Origin of the sequence: Oculatella sp. LEGE 06141, from assembly GCF_015207605.1 — a bacterium.
Taxonomy (GTDB): Bacteria; Cyanobacteriota; Cyanobacteriia; order Elainellales; family Elainellaceae; genus Oculatella.
Genome location: NZ_JADEWO010000036.1, coordinates 18,352 through 36,892 on the forward strand (window position 1 = coordinate 18,352; position 18,541 = coordinate 36,892).

Sequence of the window (18,541 nt, forward strand, 5' to 3'; positions counted from 1 at the left end):
ATACCGACCACTTTAAACTGGCAAAAAAGCAAGATGATGATGTGCCAACTTATGGAGCATCATCATGGTAAACAACTCTATAAAGCAGGGAATAGATAACCTCAAACTCGTTGATTTGAAGCAAGGTAGAAGGGTCTTTAAAGACAGCCTGACGAATACAAATCCAGACGATTACTATCAGATCCGTTTAAGCCAACGCAGTACGCTCAACATCAACCTCAAAGGGCTTCAAGCCGATGCCGATCTGGCTTTACTGGGTAGCAAAGGCAACACGATTAGTCAATCGGTTAGTAGCGGCGCACAGAGTGATGCAATCAACCGTGATCTCAATCCTGGGACATATCATGTGCGAGTGGCTCGTGGCGAGGGCAACACTGAGTACCGTTTGAACATCTCCGCTGCATCTTCAGAACGCACTCAAAAAGTTCGCAAAGCCAAAAAAGTTGGGTTTGCTCAGCAAGTTTTTCAGTTAATTAATATTGAACGCCGCAACGCTGGACTGTTACCGTTGAAAACCAATCCAAAATTGGTTGCAGCCGCCAAGAATCATAGTTGGGATATGGCCACCAATGATTTCTTTGCCCATATTGGCTCGAATGGTTCTTCACCGCTCGATCGCATTCGGGCGTCAGGGTACAAGTTTTCGTTGGCAGCAGAAAACGTGGCAGCCGGACAATCCACACCTGAAGCGGTAGTTCAGGCATGGATGAACAGTCCAGGACACCGGGCGAATATCCTTAATGCTCAAGTCCGCGAAATGGGAATTGGCTACTATTTTTTGGCCAACGATGCAGGCAACTTAACGTTTCAGCATTATTGGACGCAGGATTTTGCCAAACCAATGGCTTAAGGTCGCCATCAACGGACGACAACTGCTCCTTGATGTTTGACGTAGTTTCTTGATGAAAGCCGATCGCCCTAGCGAGGAAAGGTTGGTAAATCAACAGCCGCCAGCGAGGATCTCTTCTTTGGAGGACGCAGCGGATAAACGATGGGTGAAGGCCAGGCTGAACTTCCAGTCAACACGCCCAGGTCTTGAGGAGCCTTTTCTGCCTGGGGTAGAGGCGATCGCGCCGCTACGCGCTCAGTCTCTTTGGAACTGCTCATTGCCGGTAAATGAAGAGGGTGCTGTTGAAGATCAGCATCCTGGGGTGCATTTGCCGTAGAAACCGCATCTGAATCAATACTGATCGTTGAATCAATCTGCTTGTCTACCGGGCTTGCCTCTGTCGCCTCGGGCTTAGATTCATCGGGCTGGGTTGCCTCAAACTCAGCAAAACTACAGGCTGCACTAACTTTGGCGATGTCATCCGCAGAGGCATCGATGAGTTTTGCCAAATCTTTCCAAAGTGCGTCTTCGGCAGCGGTGATTTCCGAACTTGATAATTTCCCAGAGGCCAATGCATTCAACATCGACTGTAAATCGGCAGCATCCAGGGAAACATCCGCGTCCGTTGTTTCTTCTGCCCAAGGCTCTGCATCCGGCCAGCCGGGTTGCGGTTGAGCCGACGCTGCGGTATCTGAGTTGGCCTGCATCAGTTGACCAATGGTCGGTGTTGTTGCAGGAACAATAGCTCCATCCACCAGATCAATTGGCTTCTGCTTTGAAGTAGAAGCCGTTGAAGTAGAAGCATCCGTATCCACAGACTCTGTAGAATCACCGTCTGCTGCTTCAACCGAGTGATGAGCCAGGGTCGATCGCAGCTTGTTGCTAAACCCAGAGGATACGTCAGATGGCGTGGCAAAACTCTCAACGCTAGCGGCAGCAGATGCTTGCACACCCGCTTCGTGAGATGACCACGGCTGAATACGCTGCACTTTGGGTAAAAAGGACTGAGGCAAATTGCTTTGCCCCTCTGCCCATACTGGGGCAGCAGGTTGGGCAGAGGGTTCTGCATTCGACTCGTAGCTAGGTGCTGGCACTTCTAAACACTTTTCTAGTGCGGCTTTGAACTGAAGCGTATACCGTTGCTGGCGCTGTAACCGCGATTGCAAGTCGCGGCAGATATTTTCAGTTTGGGTTAATAAATGAGACTGCTCATCACATCGCTGTTGCACCAGCGCGGCTTCTCGTTCTAACCGTGCCACCCGTTCCTGACTGCCTTCTAACTGAGCGGTTAGGGTTTCGATGCGAATTTGCTGCCGCTGACTGGTTTGTTGAGCAAACTCAAGCTGATAAGACAGTTGCACGATCTGCTCTTGCGCTACGGCAACGTCTTGAGGTGATGGGGTTTCAGGTTGAGGTGCGTCGGGCGATCGCTCCCGTTCGATGAGAGCAACCTGGCTGCGTTCCAGCGCTTCTTCTAGCTGCGATACCCGATCGAGCAGAATGTTGTTGCATTGATTTAACTCTTGAATCAGACTGACCAGATCCGCTACATCGGGTTGGGCTGCCGCCGAGGCATCGGAATAAAGAGACGAAGCATCGATCGCATCGGCACTTAGCGCATTGGGAAAATCCACCGTTTGCCAGTCTTGCCACTCGTCTGGCGAGGTTGAAGAGTCAGCGTGATTAGCAGCGGCAAACTGGTTAAACTCCAGTGAGTCTACCGACGCGTCTGGTAAACCCTTTAGCACATCTGACTCAAATGCGTCGTCCGTAGCTTCCCCTCCATTCGAGTCATCACCATGAGCGTCTTCCCATGCTGAATGAGTTAAATCGACTGATTCAGGTAAACCTTGCTCGTTGAACGGGGTGTTCGCTTCACTCATGGCTCTAAATTTGAATGGCTAAAGGACGCGCTGAGACTAAGCTGAGACTAACACTAGGGGTAGACCACCGCTGACGATTACTCTAGTGGAGCATCTTCCCAATCTTGCCCCTAAATATACGGAAGAGTAACGCTTACTTCAAAATTTTTTTATTCTGCACCGTTGTTGAAACAACCGGACACTTAACTTAGTAGCATAGAAAGCTTATTTGACAGCATTCTTTAAGTTAAATGTGGAGATTTTGAGACAGTTTGGATTGAGATTGGCTCACTGATAAAGTGAAATGGTCAGTATGTCAATCCTTTTGCCATTGCTGTTAACAAACTATTCATTAAACGCAATTGGCATTGATCATTTACATCGATTAGTCCTATCGCAAGTTATCAAGCCTTGCTGTAAACCTGGTTACGGTACTATTAGCAGTACAAGCCGTTCCGCTCCGTTCCAGGTTGCGGAAGTTAGGTTGCGGAATGTTAGGTTGCGAAAGTGAAGTCACGCCCTCAACACGTCTTTGAGTAGTTCTCGATGCATTAAAGCCCGATCGACCAGCGAGCGGATCTGATCGGTGGAGAGCGACTCGCCATTAGCGTAGTGTTCTAGCCAGGTCTGGCTCACCTGATTGGGCTGCTCTGGAATTTGCTCTAGTGTCCAGCCTGGAATGGCAAGGTCTTGCATTAACTGGCTAACTTTGGGGTCGTAGCTCAGGGCAAAGCAACGACACTCATCGGCGGCAGCCATGATTAACCCGTGATAGCGCATCGCGATCGCCATTTCAACGCCACGAAACACCCCTTTCAACTGCTGGGGATGACTCAGCGTTAGAATTTGAGTCGCGCCCGGAAGATGGGGTTGAATGGCCTTAGCGATCGCCAAATCTCGTTCAGGTTGGAATGGAATCAGCAAAATACAGGTTTGGGTTGCGGCTTGGAAGGCAGCAAGAGCCTGGATAAGAACCTGAAGACGGGCTGGGGTTAGTAATGGATGAGACCGGAGCGCCACAGCAACTCGTGGTGCAGGCAGATCCCACAGGCCGGGTACTGGCTCAGACTCCAATGCCCAAACTGGATCAGGCGCTAATGTAAACGGAATCTTCCATTCAGCGAGTAAGGCAGCAGAGGCGCGATCGCGGACACTGACAGCAGTGCAGCCCTGGAAGGCTCGTTGGGCGACCTGACGGGTGATGGTGCGATGAAGCGGGCCAATTCCTTGTGCCCAAGCGATCGTCTTTAGCCCCATCCGCTGTGCCAACCCCATCAACCCGGCGTAGTAAAAGGGGCTAATGGCACTGGTTGAGTCCTGAATGAGGCTGCCGCCTCCCCAAATAAAGACATCTGACTGGCGCAAGGCTTTCAAGACCGCAAAGGTGGACATGCGATCGCAGGCGGCAACTCCATAGCGCTCTTGCGTTTCAGCCGGATTACCGGACAACACCAGCGGCGTTACCTGATCGGGCAGCATTTGCAGCAACGCAGCAAGTAGGGCTTCATCGCCTCCATTCCCTTTGCCGTAATAACCACACAACACTGCTTGCATCTGCGCCCCACGTTATCTCCAGTACCATACCCCTTACAATACCGGAGTAGGGAAAGAGTTTTGAACTAGAGGGCTTGAGTTTTGGCTTGCTCCGGTCGAATGCAGCACCAGATGCATCCCCCTCCTCAATTCCCTCACTTTCACTGAAAAACAACATTGAAAATAGCGCTGAACGTAGTCAGATAAAGAGTTACATAAAGTAATGCACGCCCTTTCTATTCCCACCTGGATTATTCACGTCTCTAGCGTCATTGAGTGGATTGCAGCCATCTGGCTGATTTGGGTGTACGGCGAGACGACGCAAAATTCGGCGTGGCGATCGCTATCGCTGGCGATGCTTCCGGCGTTAGTGAGCGCCATGTGTGCCTGCACCTGGCATTTTTTCGACAACCCGGCTTCGCTGGACTGGCTGGTAACGCTACAGGCCGCCATGACGGTAGTGGGCAACGTTACCCTTTGCGCTGCGGGTTGGTGGATTTGGCGATCGTCCAGGTTGAGCAACCCTACAACACATCGGGCGCAGTCGGAGCCGTCTGAACAGACGGAGTTTGAGTAGGTTTCTAGCAGTGTCAACCTTCTGAGGCTGAATGCCCCGGACAGCTTTGCTATCCCCGCTGCTTCGGTTCTGTAATGTGTCTCCTGCATCAATCGCTGCCTATGTTTCCCATTTCCAAAGAAGCTCTGTTTGCTGTGTCCCTGTTCCCGTATTTAGGTTTTTTGTGGTTTGTCACGCGATCGGGACAACTGCCGCGCCTGGCGCTCATTGGGTTTTATATGACTCTGGTGTTTGTTGCGGTAACCATTCCAGTTGGAATTTATGCTCAGGTGGTTTACAACGAATCACTCGCTAATGTTGATTTTCTCCACGGTGGTGCCGAGTTTTTCTTGACGCTGTCCAATATTCTGGTTGTCTTGGGATTTCGGCAAGCTATTTTGCAACGTCGGCAGCCGTCGGAACCAGAGGCTTAGCAAATTTAGAACCTGAACGAAATACGTTGGCACAGTTCTGTCAGGAAATCTTTAACAACCTGATTCTATGACCGTCCATTGACGGACTGGGCGATCGCTCAAAAGGCATCTCGTCAAATTCGTTCGCTTTGATACACATTTCCTGGCAAAGATTTGCGTTGCCGTGCCGATCGCTTCTTTTGCTTTCTCCAGGCTGTACTCCTGTTTAAGAAGTGAGATAAGCTTTATCATTAATGCCATTTGTCAGGGAAAGTTAGATTTCAACCGCGTCACGTTTGATCTCAAATTAAGCTGAGAAGAGTTAGCTCTTATTTGGCTCAGCCAATGCCCCAGTAACAAAAATCTTAATCGTTTGGGTTCTTGCTTTAAGTTACTAAATGTCAGCTTATACAACCTCAAACACTGCTATTTGCATCTATATCAGCGCCAGGATTGCATCCCCCTGCTCCATTGGTTTTAGTTCCAATCCCCGTCCGTCTCTGCCATATCTCAGACAGGCTACAGTGCTGTGTCAGAGAAGGTTCAAGTTCCTAACAGCCTGAGTGCACTACCGCCATGATTTGCTGTCTAAACCCCCGCTGCCCGCACCCCCAAAACTCTGATGATGCAATTGCGTGCCAGAGCTGCGGAGCCGGATTGATTATCTCCCTTAGGGGACGGTATCGGGCAGTGGAGCCGTTGGGGCAGGGGGGGTTTGGTAAAACCTATTTAGCGTTGGATCAGGATCGCCTGGATGCCCGCTGTGTGATTAAGCAGTTTTCACCCCAAGTTCAGGGAACGAAATCGCTTGAAAAAGCAGTTCGGCTATTTAACCAGGAGGCTGTACGGCTGCATGAATTAGGAGAGCATTCTCAAATTCCAACATTGCTGGCCTATTTTGAACACGATGGGTATCTCTATTTAGTCCAGCAGTTCATTGAAGGCCAAAGCCTGTTGCAACAAATGCGGCAGCAAGGTGCTTTCAACGAACGGCAAGTTCGGGATGTGCTGTCTGATATTTTGCCGGTTCTACGCTTTGTCCATCAGCATCAAGTTATTCACCGGGACATCACACCGATGAATATTTTGCGGCGCAATACGGACGATCGCCTCATGCTGATTGATTTTGGGGTGGCAAAGCGGTTGAGCGAAGAATCGGTGGCTGAACCGGGTACTCGAATTGGCACCGAGGGCTATGCTCCAATGGAACAGTTTCGGGGCGGAAAAGCTTATCCCGCTAGCGATATCTATAGCCTGGGAGCCACTTGCCTGCATCTGTTAACGCAGGCGAAACCAGACACCTTATATGACCCGTTAAACGGTCGCTGGATGTGGCGCGAATATTTACTGGAGCGCAAAACAGTCGTTAGCGATCAGTTTGCGGACATTTTGAACAAGATGCTGAAGGATCTGGTGAACGAGCGCTACCAGTCAGCAGATGAAGTCATGCGTGACTTAAATGCCGATTCCTTTTCTCCTGCTGCGCGTGGCGTTAAGGCGAGTGCGCCTGTGTCTACTAGCCGAACGGCAGCGCTGTCCAAGTCTGCCGTTTCTAACCCGGCGGCGCAGAGGCAAACTCCCCTTAGCCAAAATCCGTCCAGGCCGCCTACTTCTACCCCCCCTACTTCTAAACCCCCCACATCAAATCAGCCTGTTTCTAAACCCGGTCTTTCAAGACCACCGCTGATGAGAGCCGCGAGTAGTGCCTGTATTCATACCTTTGCTGGACATTCTTCCTGGGTTACCTGTGTTGCGATCAGTCCAGTTGCGCCACTGTTGGTAAGCAGTAGCCTGGATGACACGATCAAAATCTGGAACTTCAAGACGGGAGAACTTTTGTCTACCCTGAAGGGGCATGTCAAAGCGGTGAATACGATCGCCATCAGCCCAGACGGCAAGCTGTTGATTAGCGGCAGTGACGACTACACTCTGAAACTCTGGAACCTGCACACGGGCGCGTTGCTTCGCACGTTGACCGGGCATTCGAGAGATGTCAATACGGTAGCCATTACTCCCGATGGAAAACTGCTGGCAAGCGGTGGTGAAGATCGGACGATTCGTCTGTGGCAACTCAATAGCGGGGTGCCGCTCAAAACGCTGGTGGGGGTGGCCGGAATGGTGAAGGCGATCGCCATCAGCTCCGATGGTAAATTGCTGGCAAGCGGCGGACTAGACAACAAAATTAAACTGTGGAGCCTGCAAAGCGGCGACCGACTCAACACCTGGCAAGGCCATTTAAATTCAGTTAACGCAGTGGCGATCGCGCCTGACAACCAACTGATGGCAACTGGCAGTAAAGATAAGACAGTCAAGCTCTGGAATTTGCGGACGGGCGAGTTGCTTCGTACCCTGTCGGCTCATTCACGCGATGTCAACACACTGGCGATTACGCCCAACGGCAAGGCGTTAATTAGCGGCAGCAGCGACACCACAATTAAGGTATGGAATTTGAGCAGCGGCGACGTAATAGAGACCTGGACCGATCACTTAGATAGCGTCAACGCGATCGCCGTTACCCCAGATAGCAAGATGCTAGTGAGCGGCAGTTCCGACCAGACCATCAAACTTTGGCACCTGCCCGGTTAAATGTTCGGTAGGTTTGACGTTTGGTGTTTCAACGGGTCAGGTCTACGATGAAGCAGTGCTTTAAAAAACGGCCTGGTTAACTGCAACCGTTGCATTAAACCAGCCTCCACAGTTTCACCCATGTTGCATCGACACATTACTCACTGGCTAGAAACCCGCTGGATAACCCCTGCTTATAGCGGCTGGTTAATGACGGGGCTTGCCCTATTCTTCTTCGGAGCCGCCACTAATACTATGGCTGGCTGGCTGTACGTGATGAGCGGTGTGATGCTGGCGCTATTGGCGATCGCCGCCGTATTAACCGAGCGATCGCTGCGACAAATTCAGATCAGCCGTCCCCCAATTCTGCCCGTTAGCGTCGGTGAACCACTGGCCGTTGAGCTGGCGATCGCCAATCGCAGCAACCAGCCCAAGCCGCTGTTTCAGGTCTACGATCTGTTGCCGCCGGGGTTGACCCAACCGGCTCCCCAATCCATCGACGTGATTCCGGCACAGGGAGTTTACAACTGGAGATACAGTCAACCCACTCAGCGACGAGGAGTCTACCGCTGGCAAACGGTTCAACTGAGAACTGGCGCGCCTTTGGGGCTATTTTGGTGTCGCCGTCAGCAAACAGTCAAGGCGATCGCCATCGTTTATCCCACCGTTCTACCCTTAACGCAGTGTCCTATTATTGATGACCTTGGCAAAGACAATAACTACCGGGTACAGCATGATTACCGTGCCACTGCTGCCACCGAGGGTTTAACTCGCACCGTTCGCCCCTACCGCTGGGGTGACTCAACCCGGTTGATCCACTGGCGCAGCAGTGCCCGCTACGGAGAATTGAGAGTGCGAGAACTGGAAAACTATACGGGTGGACAAGAACTGGTGGTCTGTCTCGACAGCGCGATCGCCTGGTATGCAGAAGCCTTTGAGCAAGCCGTCACCGCTGCCGCATCGCTTTACTTTTACGCCGTTCAGCGTGGCTTACAGGTTTGTTTGTGGACTGCCGGGTCTGGATTAGTTCGCGGCGATCGTGCTGTCTTAGAAACGCTGGCGGCCATTCAAGCGCAAGAAGAACCCACAGCAGACGATTTGCCAAACCTGCCGCTGCTCTGGCTCACTCCCAATCTCAACAGCGTTGGCACGTTGCCCCACGGCAGCCGCTGGTTACTGTGGTCAGCCCCAACTCCACCGTTTCGCTCCAGCCCACCAGCCGATCCGCTTCATCCCGGATTAATGATTCAACCGAACGAATCGCTGCAATTGCAGCTTCAAGCGCATCCAACAGGATAAACTTACCGGAGTTGAGGGGAAACTTGATGTTCCTATTCGACCTACACACCCCATGACTGAAGCCGTACCGCCCGCCTTTTGGCACGGGGTCGAGCAATTTAACCAGCAACAGTACTACGATTGCCACGACACGCTAGAAGCGCTCTGGATGGAAGCGTTAGAACCTGAGAGAACCTTTTACCAGGGCATCTTACAAATTGCAGTGGCGCTTTATCACCTGGGCAACCGCAACTATCGCGGAGCAATGATTTTGCTGGGTGAGGGCGTGAATCGGCTCCGGCGTTACAGCCCTGACTACGCCAACTTGAATGTGGATGCGTTGATTGACGAAAGTATCGACTTGCTCAGCCAGTTGCAGCAGGCAGATGCGACACAAGCTGAAGCGATCGCTGCCCGTGTGCTCGGCGATCGCCCCACCGATTCTGCCATCAGTTCCACTGCGTTGCCCACAATTCAACTCGTCTCCAGCATGGACGAGTAATTTGTTACAGGCAGTAGACGTTCGATAAAGCTCTGTGACAGTATGGAAACCTCACCGGTATTCGCACGGTCATTAGAACTGAAACGGTAGAAGATATAAAGGTATTGGTACCATAACGCTAGCTTGACCTGAACTAGAGTCAAGCGGCCTGAGTGACCCATTGACAGTTGCCAACCGTTACAGCGGCTCTACCCAGTTCTCTTAACTCTTTTCTGGACCCATACACCGTTATGTCGCTTGCTCCTCACTTACCCACCAAAACCCTGCGCCGTTTGAGCCTGGCTGTGTTATCGACAGCCACTCTGGTCGGCGCGATCGCTCCACCCACGGCATTCAATTCTGCCGCTGCTCAGGCCACTGGCGAGGCTCCAGGGCAAGCTTTAACCCTGCGCTCAGATATCCAAGAAGCCAACTCTGTTACAGGAGTGATTACGGCACGGGGCAACGTTCAAATCAACTATCCAGCCCGCCAAATTCAAGCAACCTCCATTCAGGCGCAATACTACAGCCGCGAACGCCGCATTGTTTTAAGTGGCGATGTATACGTCTTGCAAGAAGGCAATAGTCTACGGGGCGAAACGATTACCTATCTGGTAGATGAGGGTCGGTTTGTGGCGCTACCCGATTCAGGACGACAGGTTGAGTCCATTTATATTGTTCCTGACCCTAACGCCCCAGTCGCAACGACCGCCTCAACAACCTCATCAACAACCGCCACACCCGTGCCGGAAGCAGACTACAATCCAAAGCCAGAGTTCAAAACCCCGATCAGCCCATAGGCAATTCACAGGAGCCTGGGTCAGGCTCTTCTGGGGTTTCTATTTTGTCTTAAGCTTCTCTAGTCGTCTGACTCTGATAGAATCAAGACCGATTTATTCCTGCATTGGCATCCGCAGAATCAGCTTGTGAGAGTACGCCGTTGAAAATCGTGCTGGAGAATATTCATAAGCAGTATAGTCGGCGCGTTGTGGTCAATCGCGTCAGTCTTTCGGTCGGTAGAGGCGAAGTCGTTGGCTTACTGGGGCCAAACGGAGCGGGTAAAACTACCACATTTTATATAGCCACTGGTCGCGAAAAGCCCGATCAGGGTCGGGTTTGGCTAAACGATGCCGATATCACCCGGTTGCCCATGTATGAGCGGGCAAGATTAGGAGTTGGTTATCTGGCGCAAGAACCAAGCATTTTTCGCCATCTCAGCGTTCAAGACAACATTTTGCTGGTGTTGCAGCAAACCGATGTGCCCCGGCACGAACGAAAAGAACGGCTGCACGACCTGCTTAAGGAGTTTCGCCTGGAAAAAATAGCGGCCACTGCCGGAAACCGCGTATCGGGTGGAGAACGTCGCCGAACCGAGATTGCCAGGGCGCTTGCTGCCGGACAAAACGGCCCCCAGTTTTTGCTGCTAGATGAACCGTTTGCCGGAATTGACCCGATCGCCGTTAACGAGATTCAGGCGATTATTGCCCGCTTGCGCGATCGCCAGATGGGCATCCTGATCACCGACCACAACGTGCGCGAAACATTGTCGATTACGGATCGAGCCTATATCATGCGAGATGGTCAGATCCTGGCATCTGGTAGTTCCGAGGAGCTTTATAGCAACCCGTTAGTGCGTGAGTACTACCTAGGAAACAGTTTCCAGCCGTAGCCCATACCTTAACTTCTTATGACGATTGGTGTTTCAAACTCTTCCAGCCCGCAGTTCTCATCCTGGAGCTGGTGGCCAAAGCTGTCGATCATGGATCGATATATCGTCACAGAACTGGCGTTGCCGTTTTTGTTTGGTGTCGGGGCGTTTTCGTCAATTGGGGTCTCGGTTGGGGCGCTGTTTGACCTGATCCGCCGGGTGACTGACTCAGGAGTACCCATTTCGATCGCCGCAGAAGTCCTGGTGTTGAAGCTGCCGCAATTTGTGGTTTATTCCTTCCCCATGTCCACGCTGCTGGCGACGCTGATGACCTTCAGTCGGTTTTCCAGCGATAGCGAACTGACCGCGCTGAAGGGATGCGGTGTTAGCGTCTATCGCATGATTTTGCCCGCCATTATCTTTTGTTTCATGGTCACAGGCTTAACCTTTGCCTTTAATGAAATGATTGTGCCTGCGGCAAATTACCAGGCGGCGATTACCCTGGAAAAAGCGCTCGACGAAGAAAGGCTGCCTTTCCAGGAACGAAATATTCTTTACCAAGAATTTGAACGAGTGGTCGAAGAAGATGGAGACAAGCACGACATGTTGTCTCGCCTGTTCTATGCCAGAGAATTTAATGGCGAACGCATGAAAGGGCTGACGATTCTGGATTTTTCGCGGGAAGGGCTGAATCAGATTGTCAGTGCCCAGTCAGCGGTATGGAGTCCGTCTGAAAATGTATGGGATTTTTCGGATGGCACGATCTATATTGTGTCGGCTGACGGTTCATTTCGGAATATCGTCCGGTTTGATAATCAAAAACTGAGGCTACCTCGTGCGCCGCTCGACTTAGCCTCTCGACGGCGCGACTACGAAGAGATGAATATTGTCGAATCGTTGCAATACATTGACCTCCTCAAACAGAGCGGGAACGAAGGGAGAATCCGCAAGCTAAGAATTCGGCTGCATCAACAGAAATTAGCGTTGCCTTTTGTTTGCGTTGTGTTTGGCCTGGTCGGAGCCGCTCTGGGGGCACGTCTGGAGCGAACGGGAAGAGCCACTGGGTTTGCGATTAGTATCGTGATTATCTTTGGGTATTACTTACTATTGTTCATTTGTGGGGCGATCGCCCAGGGGGGAGCCATTTCGCCTTTCCTGGGTGGGTGGATTCCTAATATTGTCGGCTTAGCGGCTGGAGGGTTTCTCTTGTATCGCTCGGCTCATTAAGGTGACGCTTTTTGGGGGCTACCTGCTTTGCCTGATGCCTATACCTAAAGACGTTGGGCAGTCTGAATTGAGCAGTTAGAATTAAGTAGTTTCTAAACCATGAGCTGGAGAGGCATCAGAATTATGTCGAGGTCTGAGCGGTTTCCTGTCTCCTTGCGTTACATCAAAGCGCGTCTGCGCGTTCTTAAGCGCCGCCCAGCGGTATGGGGTTCAGCAGCCGGGCTGTTGGCGATTGCGATCGCCTCGGTTTACTGGGTAACGAGCGACCAAGGCAGTACCTATAGCTCAAATGCGTCTGGTGCATCGGGTGTAACCAGTCTGGACGGGCTGACACCCGGCCAAAGAAGCACTGGTTCGTTGCTATCTGATGAAGAGCGGGCGATCGGTGCTGATATCGACAATTTGCCGCTGTTGCTCGATGAGATGGATAATTTCAACCAGTCGTCTTCACTGGGGTTAACAGGTGAACCGTCTCAGGCCACTGCGCCTCCTGAGTTACCTCAACAGGCGATTTTGTCTGGACTCGATGCCGATGTTCCTCTGCTGAACGACAATTTAGGTAGAGGGCTTGAACGCCAGCAATCGAGCCAAAGCAACTCGTTGACCAACCAGAGCCGCCCTTCTAACTCTACCCTTTCAGATCCAGTTGAGTTTGATAGCAATAACAGCCGTTCTAACGGTTCTGGACTCTCGGCGGCTGAAGCACAAAGCCCTCCTGGCACTGGCTCCTTTGGCGTGGCTCCTGCCACTGGTGTCAACGGGTACAACGCCCCAACTACATCCGACCAATCCAGTTCAACGTCTAGCCCGCTGCAATCGGCGATCGAAAGTTCTACCCCCAACTCGGCGATCGCTCCTGCTGCCCCGGCAGCGGGAATGACAACAGGGCAATTCAACCAAAATTTGCCCCAAACCTCACCTCCACCAGGCACAACAGGATACGTTATACCGCCCAGCTTGAGAGCGCCTAATCCTGTGATTCCTAATTCAGGTGTGCCCAATAGCGGCGGCTACTCAAACTTTAACGGTTATCCATCAGTACCGGGGCTTCAACCCGCCCCACAACTAGCGCCCACAATACCGCAACCGCAATATAACCCGCCCCAATCCTATATCACGCCAAACTACGGAACTAATCAGACTTCCGTTTCGCCCTACGGCTATTCTGCGCCTGTTCCTCAGCCTCAAGTAACACAGCCAGAACTACAAGAGGCTCCATTACGCCGTCCTGGTATTGGTCGTCCGATTGGTGGCGGAGAAATTAACACCTTTTCCAATCCTTAGATATTTCTGAATAATCCCGACTCGTTCCCTAACTCGTTCTCTGTAGGACAGGGACATCCTATGGGATGTCCCTGTCTTAATCTGACGGCAGCCGTGGTTGCTGAGGGCACATCACCCCTAGAAGTGGTTGATAATCGCCTCAGCGAATTCTGAACACTTCAACGGCGGAACAGGAGGTTCCAGCATTCGAGCCAGGTCATAGGTCACTTCTTGGCTAGAAATTGCCGTACCCAAGCCGGTTTTAATCAAATCGGCGGCTTCAGTCCACCCCATATATTCCAGCATCATTACCCCGGACAGAATCAGTGAACCGGGGTTAATTCGATCCAATCCGGCATGTTTTGGAGCGGTGCCGTGCGTCGCTTCAAAAATGGCACAGGTATCGCCGATGTTGGCTCCTGGCCCCATACCTAAGCCACCGACGATCGCCGCTGCCGCATCGGACAAGTAATCGCCGTTCAGGTTCATCGTAGCCAGAATGGAATACTCGTCTGGACGGGTCTGAATTTGCTGAAAAATGCTGTCTGCGATGCGATCGTTCACCATAATCTTTTCCTGCCACTGACCGTTGCCGTGGGTAGACCAGATGGAGTCTAATACCGCTGTTACTTCATCACAGACTTCTGCCTGCTTTGCAGGTGTGAGGGCATCGTACCCCGGTTCTACCAGGCGAGCGTTGTCTTCGACGCTGAGATCGGGCTGTTTTTCTTTGTTGCCCAAAATCCAGGACTCGCGTTCGGTGACACATTCAGCGCGAAACTCCGTTGTGGCGAGTTCATATCCCCAGTCTCGAAACGCGCCTTCGGTGTATTTCATAATGTTGCCCTTATGCACCAACGTCACCATTTGCTTGTGCTGGGGCAACCGCAGGGCGTGTTTCATGGCACGGCGCACTAACCGTTGCGATCCAGTCTTGCTGATGGGTTTAATTCCAATGCCTGAATCGAGCGGAATTTGCTTCTTGCCATGTTCGGGGGTGGCCGGAATCAGATCAGTATTGAGCAATTTGATCAGGCGATCGCCAATCTCACTTCCTTGCTTCCACTCAATCCCCAGGTAAATATCTTCTGTGTTTTCCCGATAAACAATCACATCCAGTTTTTCTGGAGATTTATGGGGCGAGGGGGTTCCTGCATAATATTTGCATGGCCGCACACAGGCGTAGAGATCGTTGATCTGGCGCAACGCCACGTTTAAGGAACGAATGCCGCCGCCAATCGGAGTGGTGAGCGGCCCTTTGATCGCAATCCCATAGTCTTTAATCGCCGTGAGAGTGTCATCCGGCAAATACTGATATGTGCCGTAAACATCGCACGCTTCATCTCCAGCGTAAATTTTGAACCAGGTAATTTGACGCTGATTGCCATACGCTTTGTGGATCGCCGCATCAATCACCCGTTGAGTAGCAGGCCAAATATCGACTCCTGTTCCGTCTCCGCGAATGAAGGGAATAATGGGATTATCTGGCACAACTGGTTCACCGTTTTCAAACGTGATACGCGATCCAGTTGTAGGGGGAATAATCTTTTCGTACATAACTGGGACGGTTCCTCATGGCTAGCGGTGCTGATATTCAGTCAAAAGATTACCGGATCTTAAAGCTAAAATCGGTAAATTTCTCACATAAGCTGTCTTGGCTCGCGAGCCTCCCCGATTGGTTTCTCGTTCAGGATTCATCGCCTGTATAGGTTGATATTAATAATATTGATTTATAGGTTCGGGTTTAATTAGATTTGAATGAGTGCAGATAGACTAGCAGCAAAATACTGACAACCGAACGACTTTGCAGCTTTTTAGGAACGATATGCTGCTTAAGTCATCCTTAAAGCGTGTCCTAAACTCCTCCATATCATTAAGTAATCGACAGGGCAATGAGTATTAGAATAAATCGACATCTAGTGCTTTCCCAATTCGGCTTGTGAGCTTTCTAATGGTCAGCACGCTCATCATTTATAGTTGGGCCAATCGTTAGAGTCCTGCATTTTACTAGGTTTCGTTTTTATCACCCTATGCTCAAGCATCCAATGGTCAAAACCAATCCGTTACAGTTAATTTCAGTATCACTTCATAACCGCCTTTCTGGTGTAGGTGGGATGGAATGAAAAAGATTCTGATTGTGGATGATGATATTACGTTGCGAACGGCGCTAATTCGCTATCTCCAAAATCGGGGCTATTCCGTTCAAGACGCTAGCTCTGGAACAGAAGCTCTGACCCTGTTTGAACACCATCCTCCCGACCTGGTTGTCTCAGACGTGATGATGCCCGAAATGGACGGCATGGAGTTTTGTCGGCGGTTACGCGCCATGCGCTCAGGGCAACTGGTGCCGTTTATCTTCCTCTCCAGCCGCAAGGAAGTGGACGATCGCATCCAGGGGCATCAGATCGGGGCAGACGATTATTTAATCAAGCCGTTTGAGCCACGGGAACTGGTTGCCAAAATTGAATCTCAGTTAGAGCGATCGCGCCGCATCCACTCTGAAATTGTGCGGCTGATGCAGCATTCTAACCCCAAAGAGTCAGAAGCGCCTGCGCCTGCACGGCAGCCGTTACCGTTAACCCCGGCAGAGGAAAAAGTGTTTTGGGAAGTGATTCAGGGCTTTACCAATAAGCAAATTGGCGATCGCCTGTTTGTTAGCCCTCGCACGGTTCAAACGCATCTCAGCAATATTTTGAGCAAACTTCAGCTTGAGAATCGCTCTCAGCTCATTCGCTTTGCCTTTGAACGGGGCTATCGCCCCCAGGCTGAATCAGGCACCAGGGAATAGAGCAACGGGGCAAGAAGCTGGAGAATGGTTGAGCGTGACCCTGGAAATGGTAGACTGCTTACGCTTGAGGCATTGTTGAGGCGGTTCCCTCTGTCATGCTTCATAGTTGATGTGTTGCATCCTGGTTCCGTACATCTTAGCTCTGCATGATTTCTGGTGTTTATACGCTCTCTGAATTGCAGCACGCGATCGCAGCCTGCCCAGAGCAATGGCGACCGTTAGTGTTTACCAATGGTTGTTTTGATTTGCTGCACGCTGGGCATGTGCGCTATCTGCAAACAGCAAAAACGCTGGGGCGATCGCTAGTGGTTGGGTTAAACAGCGATCGATCGGTTCGCAGCATCAAGCCTCCCTCTGCTGGAAAACCGCCCCGTCCGATTGTGCCAGAGGAACAGCGTGCCGAAGTTTTAGCGGCACTCAAGCCAGTGGATGCGGTGATCGTGTTCTCGGAAGCTACGGCGACAAGCCTGATTCAAGCCCTGCAACCCGACATCTACGCCAAAGGGGGCGACTACGATTTAGAAACGCTGCCAGAAGCGCCAACCGTTGCGGCCTATGGTGGTCGCATTGAACTCGTTCAAATTGAAGTCCCCAGTTCAACAACCGCTATTGTTAGCCAGATTTTAAGCTCCAGGACGGTGAATGGGCTGAGCAATAGCGACGCTTCAAAACGAGAGAACCGCAAGGAACCGCTCCCCCCCCCTTCGTAACGGAGCCATCTACCGTTAAAGTGAAGATTGAACGGGTTGAATTCGATCTCACTAAATCTCACCAACAGTGTTGTCGTTGACTCATGCTTGCCATGCAGCACCCTCAGACAAGTAGCTCTACCTTTAATTCCAGTTCTGCCACGATGCAAAACGTTCCTGATGCAATGACTAACCTGTTATCCCAACTCCAATCTGCATCTGGCAAAAATCAATTGCAACTCGTTGAAGAGCTAGCCAGCAAAGGCGAGACCGGGCTAGAAGCGCTCATGAGTTTTTTACTGGAACGCCAGAGCAAGCCAATCGAACTGATCGACGGCAAAATTTACCAAGCATTAATCGCGGCGGATACCGCCCAAACCAGAGAATTTTTGCAAGCTCATTTTCCCCAGGGCGTTGTGTCGTTGCGCTCGGAGCGGGGAGTAGATTATTTACCCCTACAGCGGCTGTTGGCAACGCAGGACTTTGAAGCCGCCGATCGCGCCACCATAGAAAAGCTGTGCGAATTGGCAGGAGAGGTTGCTGTGCAGCGCCGATGGCTCTACTTTACTGAGGTCGAAAGCTTCCCCATTACCGATTTGCAGACCATCAACTCACTCTGGTTACTTCATTCTGAGGGTAAGTTTGGCTTTTCGGTACAGCGGGAACTGTGGCTTGGGGTTGGCAAAGATTGGGATAAACTCTGGGAGCAGATCGGTTGGAAACGAGGCAATGCCTGGACGCGCTACCCTGGCGAATTTACCTGGAACTTGAGTGCGCCACGAGGACACTTGCCGCTTTCCAATCAACTGCGGGGCGTTCGAGTCATTTCAGCCATACTGGCTCATCCGGCCTGGACAACCGAGCTTTAGCGATCGCCCTCTCGTTCTAAGATCAGCGTTACCGGGCCATCGTTTTCAATCGAAACCTGCATCATGGCACCAAAGCGCCCTGTTTCGATTCGCAGTCCGCTTTGCCTCAGGTTGGCGACAAACTGCTCGTACATTGCCTCAGCCACCTGAGGCACAGCAGCACGGTCAAACGATGACCGTCGCCCTTTGCGGCAGTCGCCATAGAGCGTAAACTGGCTCACCACCAGTATCTCTCCCTTAATGTCCTGCACGGAACGGTCGAAGCGATCGCCTTCTTCGGCGGGAAATAGCCGCAAGTCCAGGCATTTTCGTGCCATCCATTCTACTTCCGCGTCGGTATCAGTAGCCGCGATCCCCACTAACAAGTTTAGCCCCCGGCCAATGTGGCCAACGACTTCGCCATCAACAACGACTTGAGACGAAGTGACACGCTGAAGGACAACTCGCATTCTGGGTAAATTTAGACAATATGACAGCGTTTGTGCTTCGCATCGGCAACCTGATTAGGATCGGGTGGTTCAACAGCAGCCAGATGGCCTG

At 51.5% G+C, this 18,541-nt stretch carries 17 protein-coding genes; 13 read left to right on the forward strand and 4 right to left on the reverse strand.

Annotated features, from left to right (window positions below):
* Positions 1–64: 64 nt before the first annotated feature.
* Entirely contained in the window at positions 65–850 is a 786-nt protein-coding gene (locus IQ268_RS21200) for a CAP domain-containing protein (RefSeq protein ID WP_193883463.1), read from the forward strand.
* 68 nt (positions 851–918) lie between these two features.
* On the opposite strand, the gene IQ268_RS21205 is transcribed toward IQ268_RS21200, so the two are convergent.
* Positions 919–2,712, reverse strand: coding sequence for a hypothetical protein (locus tag IQ268_RS21205; protein WP_193883465.1), 1,794 nt, complete (start codon positions 2,710–2,712; stop codon positions 919–921).
* 492 nt (positions 2,713–3,204) lie between these two features.
* Positions 3,205–4,245: a polysaccharide pyruvyl transferase CsaB gene (gene csaB / locus IQ268_RS21210; RefSeq protein WP_193883467.1), complete on the reverse strand. Its 1,041-nt coding sequence runs from the start codon at positions 4,243–4,245 to the stop codon at positions 3,205–3,207.
* A gap of 202 nt (positions 4,246–4,447) precedes the next feature.
* Between csaB and IQ268_RS21215 the strand changes: the two genes are divergently transcribed.
* The 9 genes from IQ268_RS21215 (at position 4,448) to IQ268_RS21255 (ending at position 13,676) form a co-directional block, all read left to right on the forward strand.
* Positions 4,448–4,801, forward strand: a complete 354-nt coding sequence (locus IQ268_RS21215; RefSeq protein WP_193883469.1) for a DUF2499 domain-containing protein — start codon at positions 4,448–4,450, stop codon at positions 4,799–4,801.
* Between the two features lie 101 nt (positions 4,802–4,902).
* Positions 4,903–5,214, forward strand: coding sequence for a DUF3593 domain-containing protein (locus IQ268_RS21220; RefSeq protein WP_193883471.1), 312 nt, complete (start codon positions 4,903–4,905; stop codon positions 5,212–5,214).
* 555 nt (positions 5,215–5,769) lie between these two features.
* The gene (locus tag IQ268_RS21225; protein ID WP_193883473.1) at positions 5,770–7,779 is read left to right on the forward strand and encodes a serine/threonine-protein kinase; all 2,010 of its coding nucleotides are present in this window, start codon (positions 5,770–5,772) and stop codon (positions 7,777–7,779) included.
* A gap of 120 nt (positions 7,780–7,899) precedes the next feature.
* Positions 7,900–9,057: a DUF58 domain-containing protein gene (locus IQ268_RS21230; protein WP_193883475.1), complete on the forward strand. Its 1,158-nt coding sequence runs from the start codon at positions 7,900–7,902 to the stop codon at positions 9,055–9,057.
* A gap of 52 nt (positions 9,058–9,109) precedes the next feature.
* Positions 9,110–9,538 (forward strand): DUF309 domain-containing protein, encoded by a 429-nt coding sequence (locus IQ268_RS21235; RefSeq protein ID WP_193883477.1) that lies wholly within the window; start codon positions 9,110–9,112, stop codon positions 9,536–9,538.
* A 230-nt stretch (positions 9,539–9,768) separates the two neighbouring features.
* Positions 9,769–10,317 (forward strand): LptA/OstA family protein, encoded by a 549-nt coding sequence (locus tag IQ268_RS21240; protein WP_193883539.1) that lies wholly within the window; start codon positions 9,769–9,771, stop codon positions 10,315–10,317.
* 140 nt (positions 10,318–10,457) lie between these two features.
* On the forward strand, positions 10,458–11,186 hold the full coding sequence (gene lptB, locus IQ268_RS21245; protein ID WP_193883479.1) for an LPS export ABC transporter ATP-binding protein: 729 nt from the start codon (positions 10,458–10,460) through the stop codon (positions 11,184–11,186).
* A 90-nt stretch (positions 11,187–11,276) separates the two neighbouring features.
* Complete coding sequence (locus IQ268_RS21250) at positions 11,277–12,392, forward strand: LptF/LptG family permease (protein WP_228035599.1); 1,116 nt, start codon at positions 11,277–11,279, stop codon at positions 12,390–12,392.
* A 123-nt stretch (positions 12,393–12,515) separates the two neighbouring features.
* The gene (locus IQ268_RS21255) at positions 12,516–13,676 is read left to right on the forward strand and encodes a hypothetical protein (protein WP_193883481.1); all 1,161 of its coding nucleotides are present in this window, start codon (positions 12,516–12,518) and stop codon (positions 13,674–13,676) included.
* A gap of 117 nt (positions 13,677–13,793) precedes the next feature.
* Here IQ268_RS21255 and IQ268_RS21260 read toward each other — a convergent pair whose 3' ends face one another.
* Positions 13,794–15,212: an NADP-dependent isocitrate dehydrogenase gene (locus IQ268_RS21260; protein WP_193883482.1), complete on the reverse strand. Its 1,419-nt coding sequence runs from the start codon at positions 15,210–15,212 to the stop codon at positions 13,794–13,796.
* Between the two features lie 562 nt (positions 15,213–15,774).
* On the opposite strand from IQ268_RS21260, the gene IQ268_RS21265 reads away from it, so the two are divergent.
* The 3 genes from IQ268_RS21265 to IQ268_RS21275 all read left to right on the forward strand — a co-directional run bounded on the left by IQ268_RS21265 (position 15,775) and on the right by IQ268_RS21275 (position 18,001).
* Positions 15,775–16,443 (forward strand): response regulator transcription factor, encoded by a 669-nt coding sequence (locus IQ268_RS21265; protein ID WP_193883483.1) that lies wholly within the window; start codon positions 15,775–15,777, stop codon positions 16,441–16,443.
* A 146-nt stretch (positions 16,444–16,589) separates the two neighbouring features.
* The gene (locus tag IQ268_RS21270) at positions 16,590–17,153 is read left to right on the forward strand and encodes an adenylyltransferase/cytidyltransferase family protein (protein WP_193883484.1); all 564 of its coding nucleotides are present in this window, start codon (positions 16,590–16,592) and stop codon (positions 17,151–17,153) included.
* A 143-nt stretch (positions 17,154–17,296) separates the two neighbouring features.
* Complete coding sequence (locus tag IQ268_RS21275) at positions 17,297–18,001, forward strand: GUN4 domain-containing protein (RefSeq protein ID WP_193883541.1); 705 nt, start codon at positions 17,297–17,299, stop codon at positions 17,999–18,001.
* Here the strand turns inward: IQ268_RS21275 and dtd are convergent.
* The gene (dtd, locus tag IQ268_RS21280) at positions 17,998–18,450 is read right to left on the reverse strand and encodes a D-aminoacyl-tRNA deacylase (protein ID WP_193883485.1); all 453 of its coding nucleotides are present in this window, start codon (positions 18,448–18,450) and stop codon (positions 17,998–18,000) included. The genes IQ268_RS21275 and dtd overlap by 4 nt on opposite strands.
* Positions 18,451–18,541 lie beyond the last annotated feature (91 nt).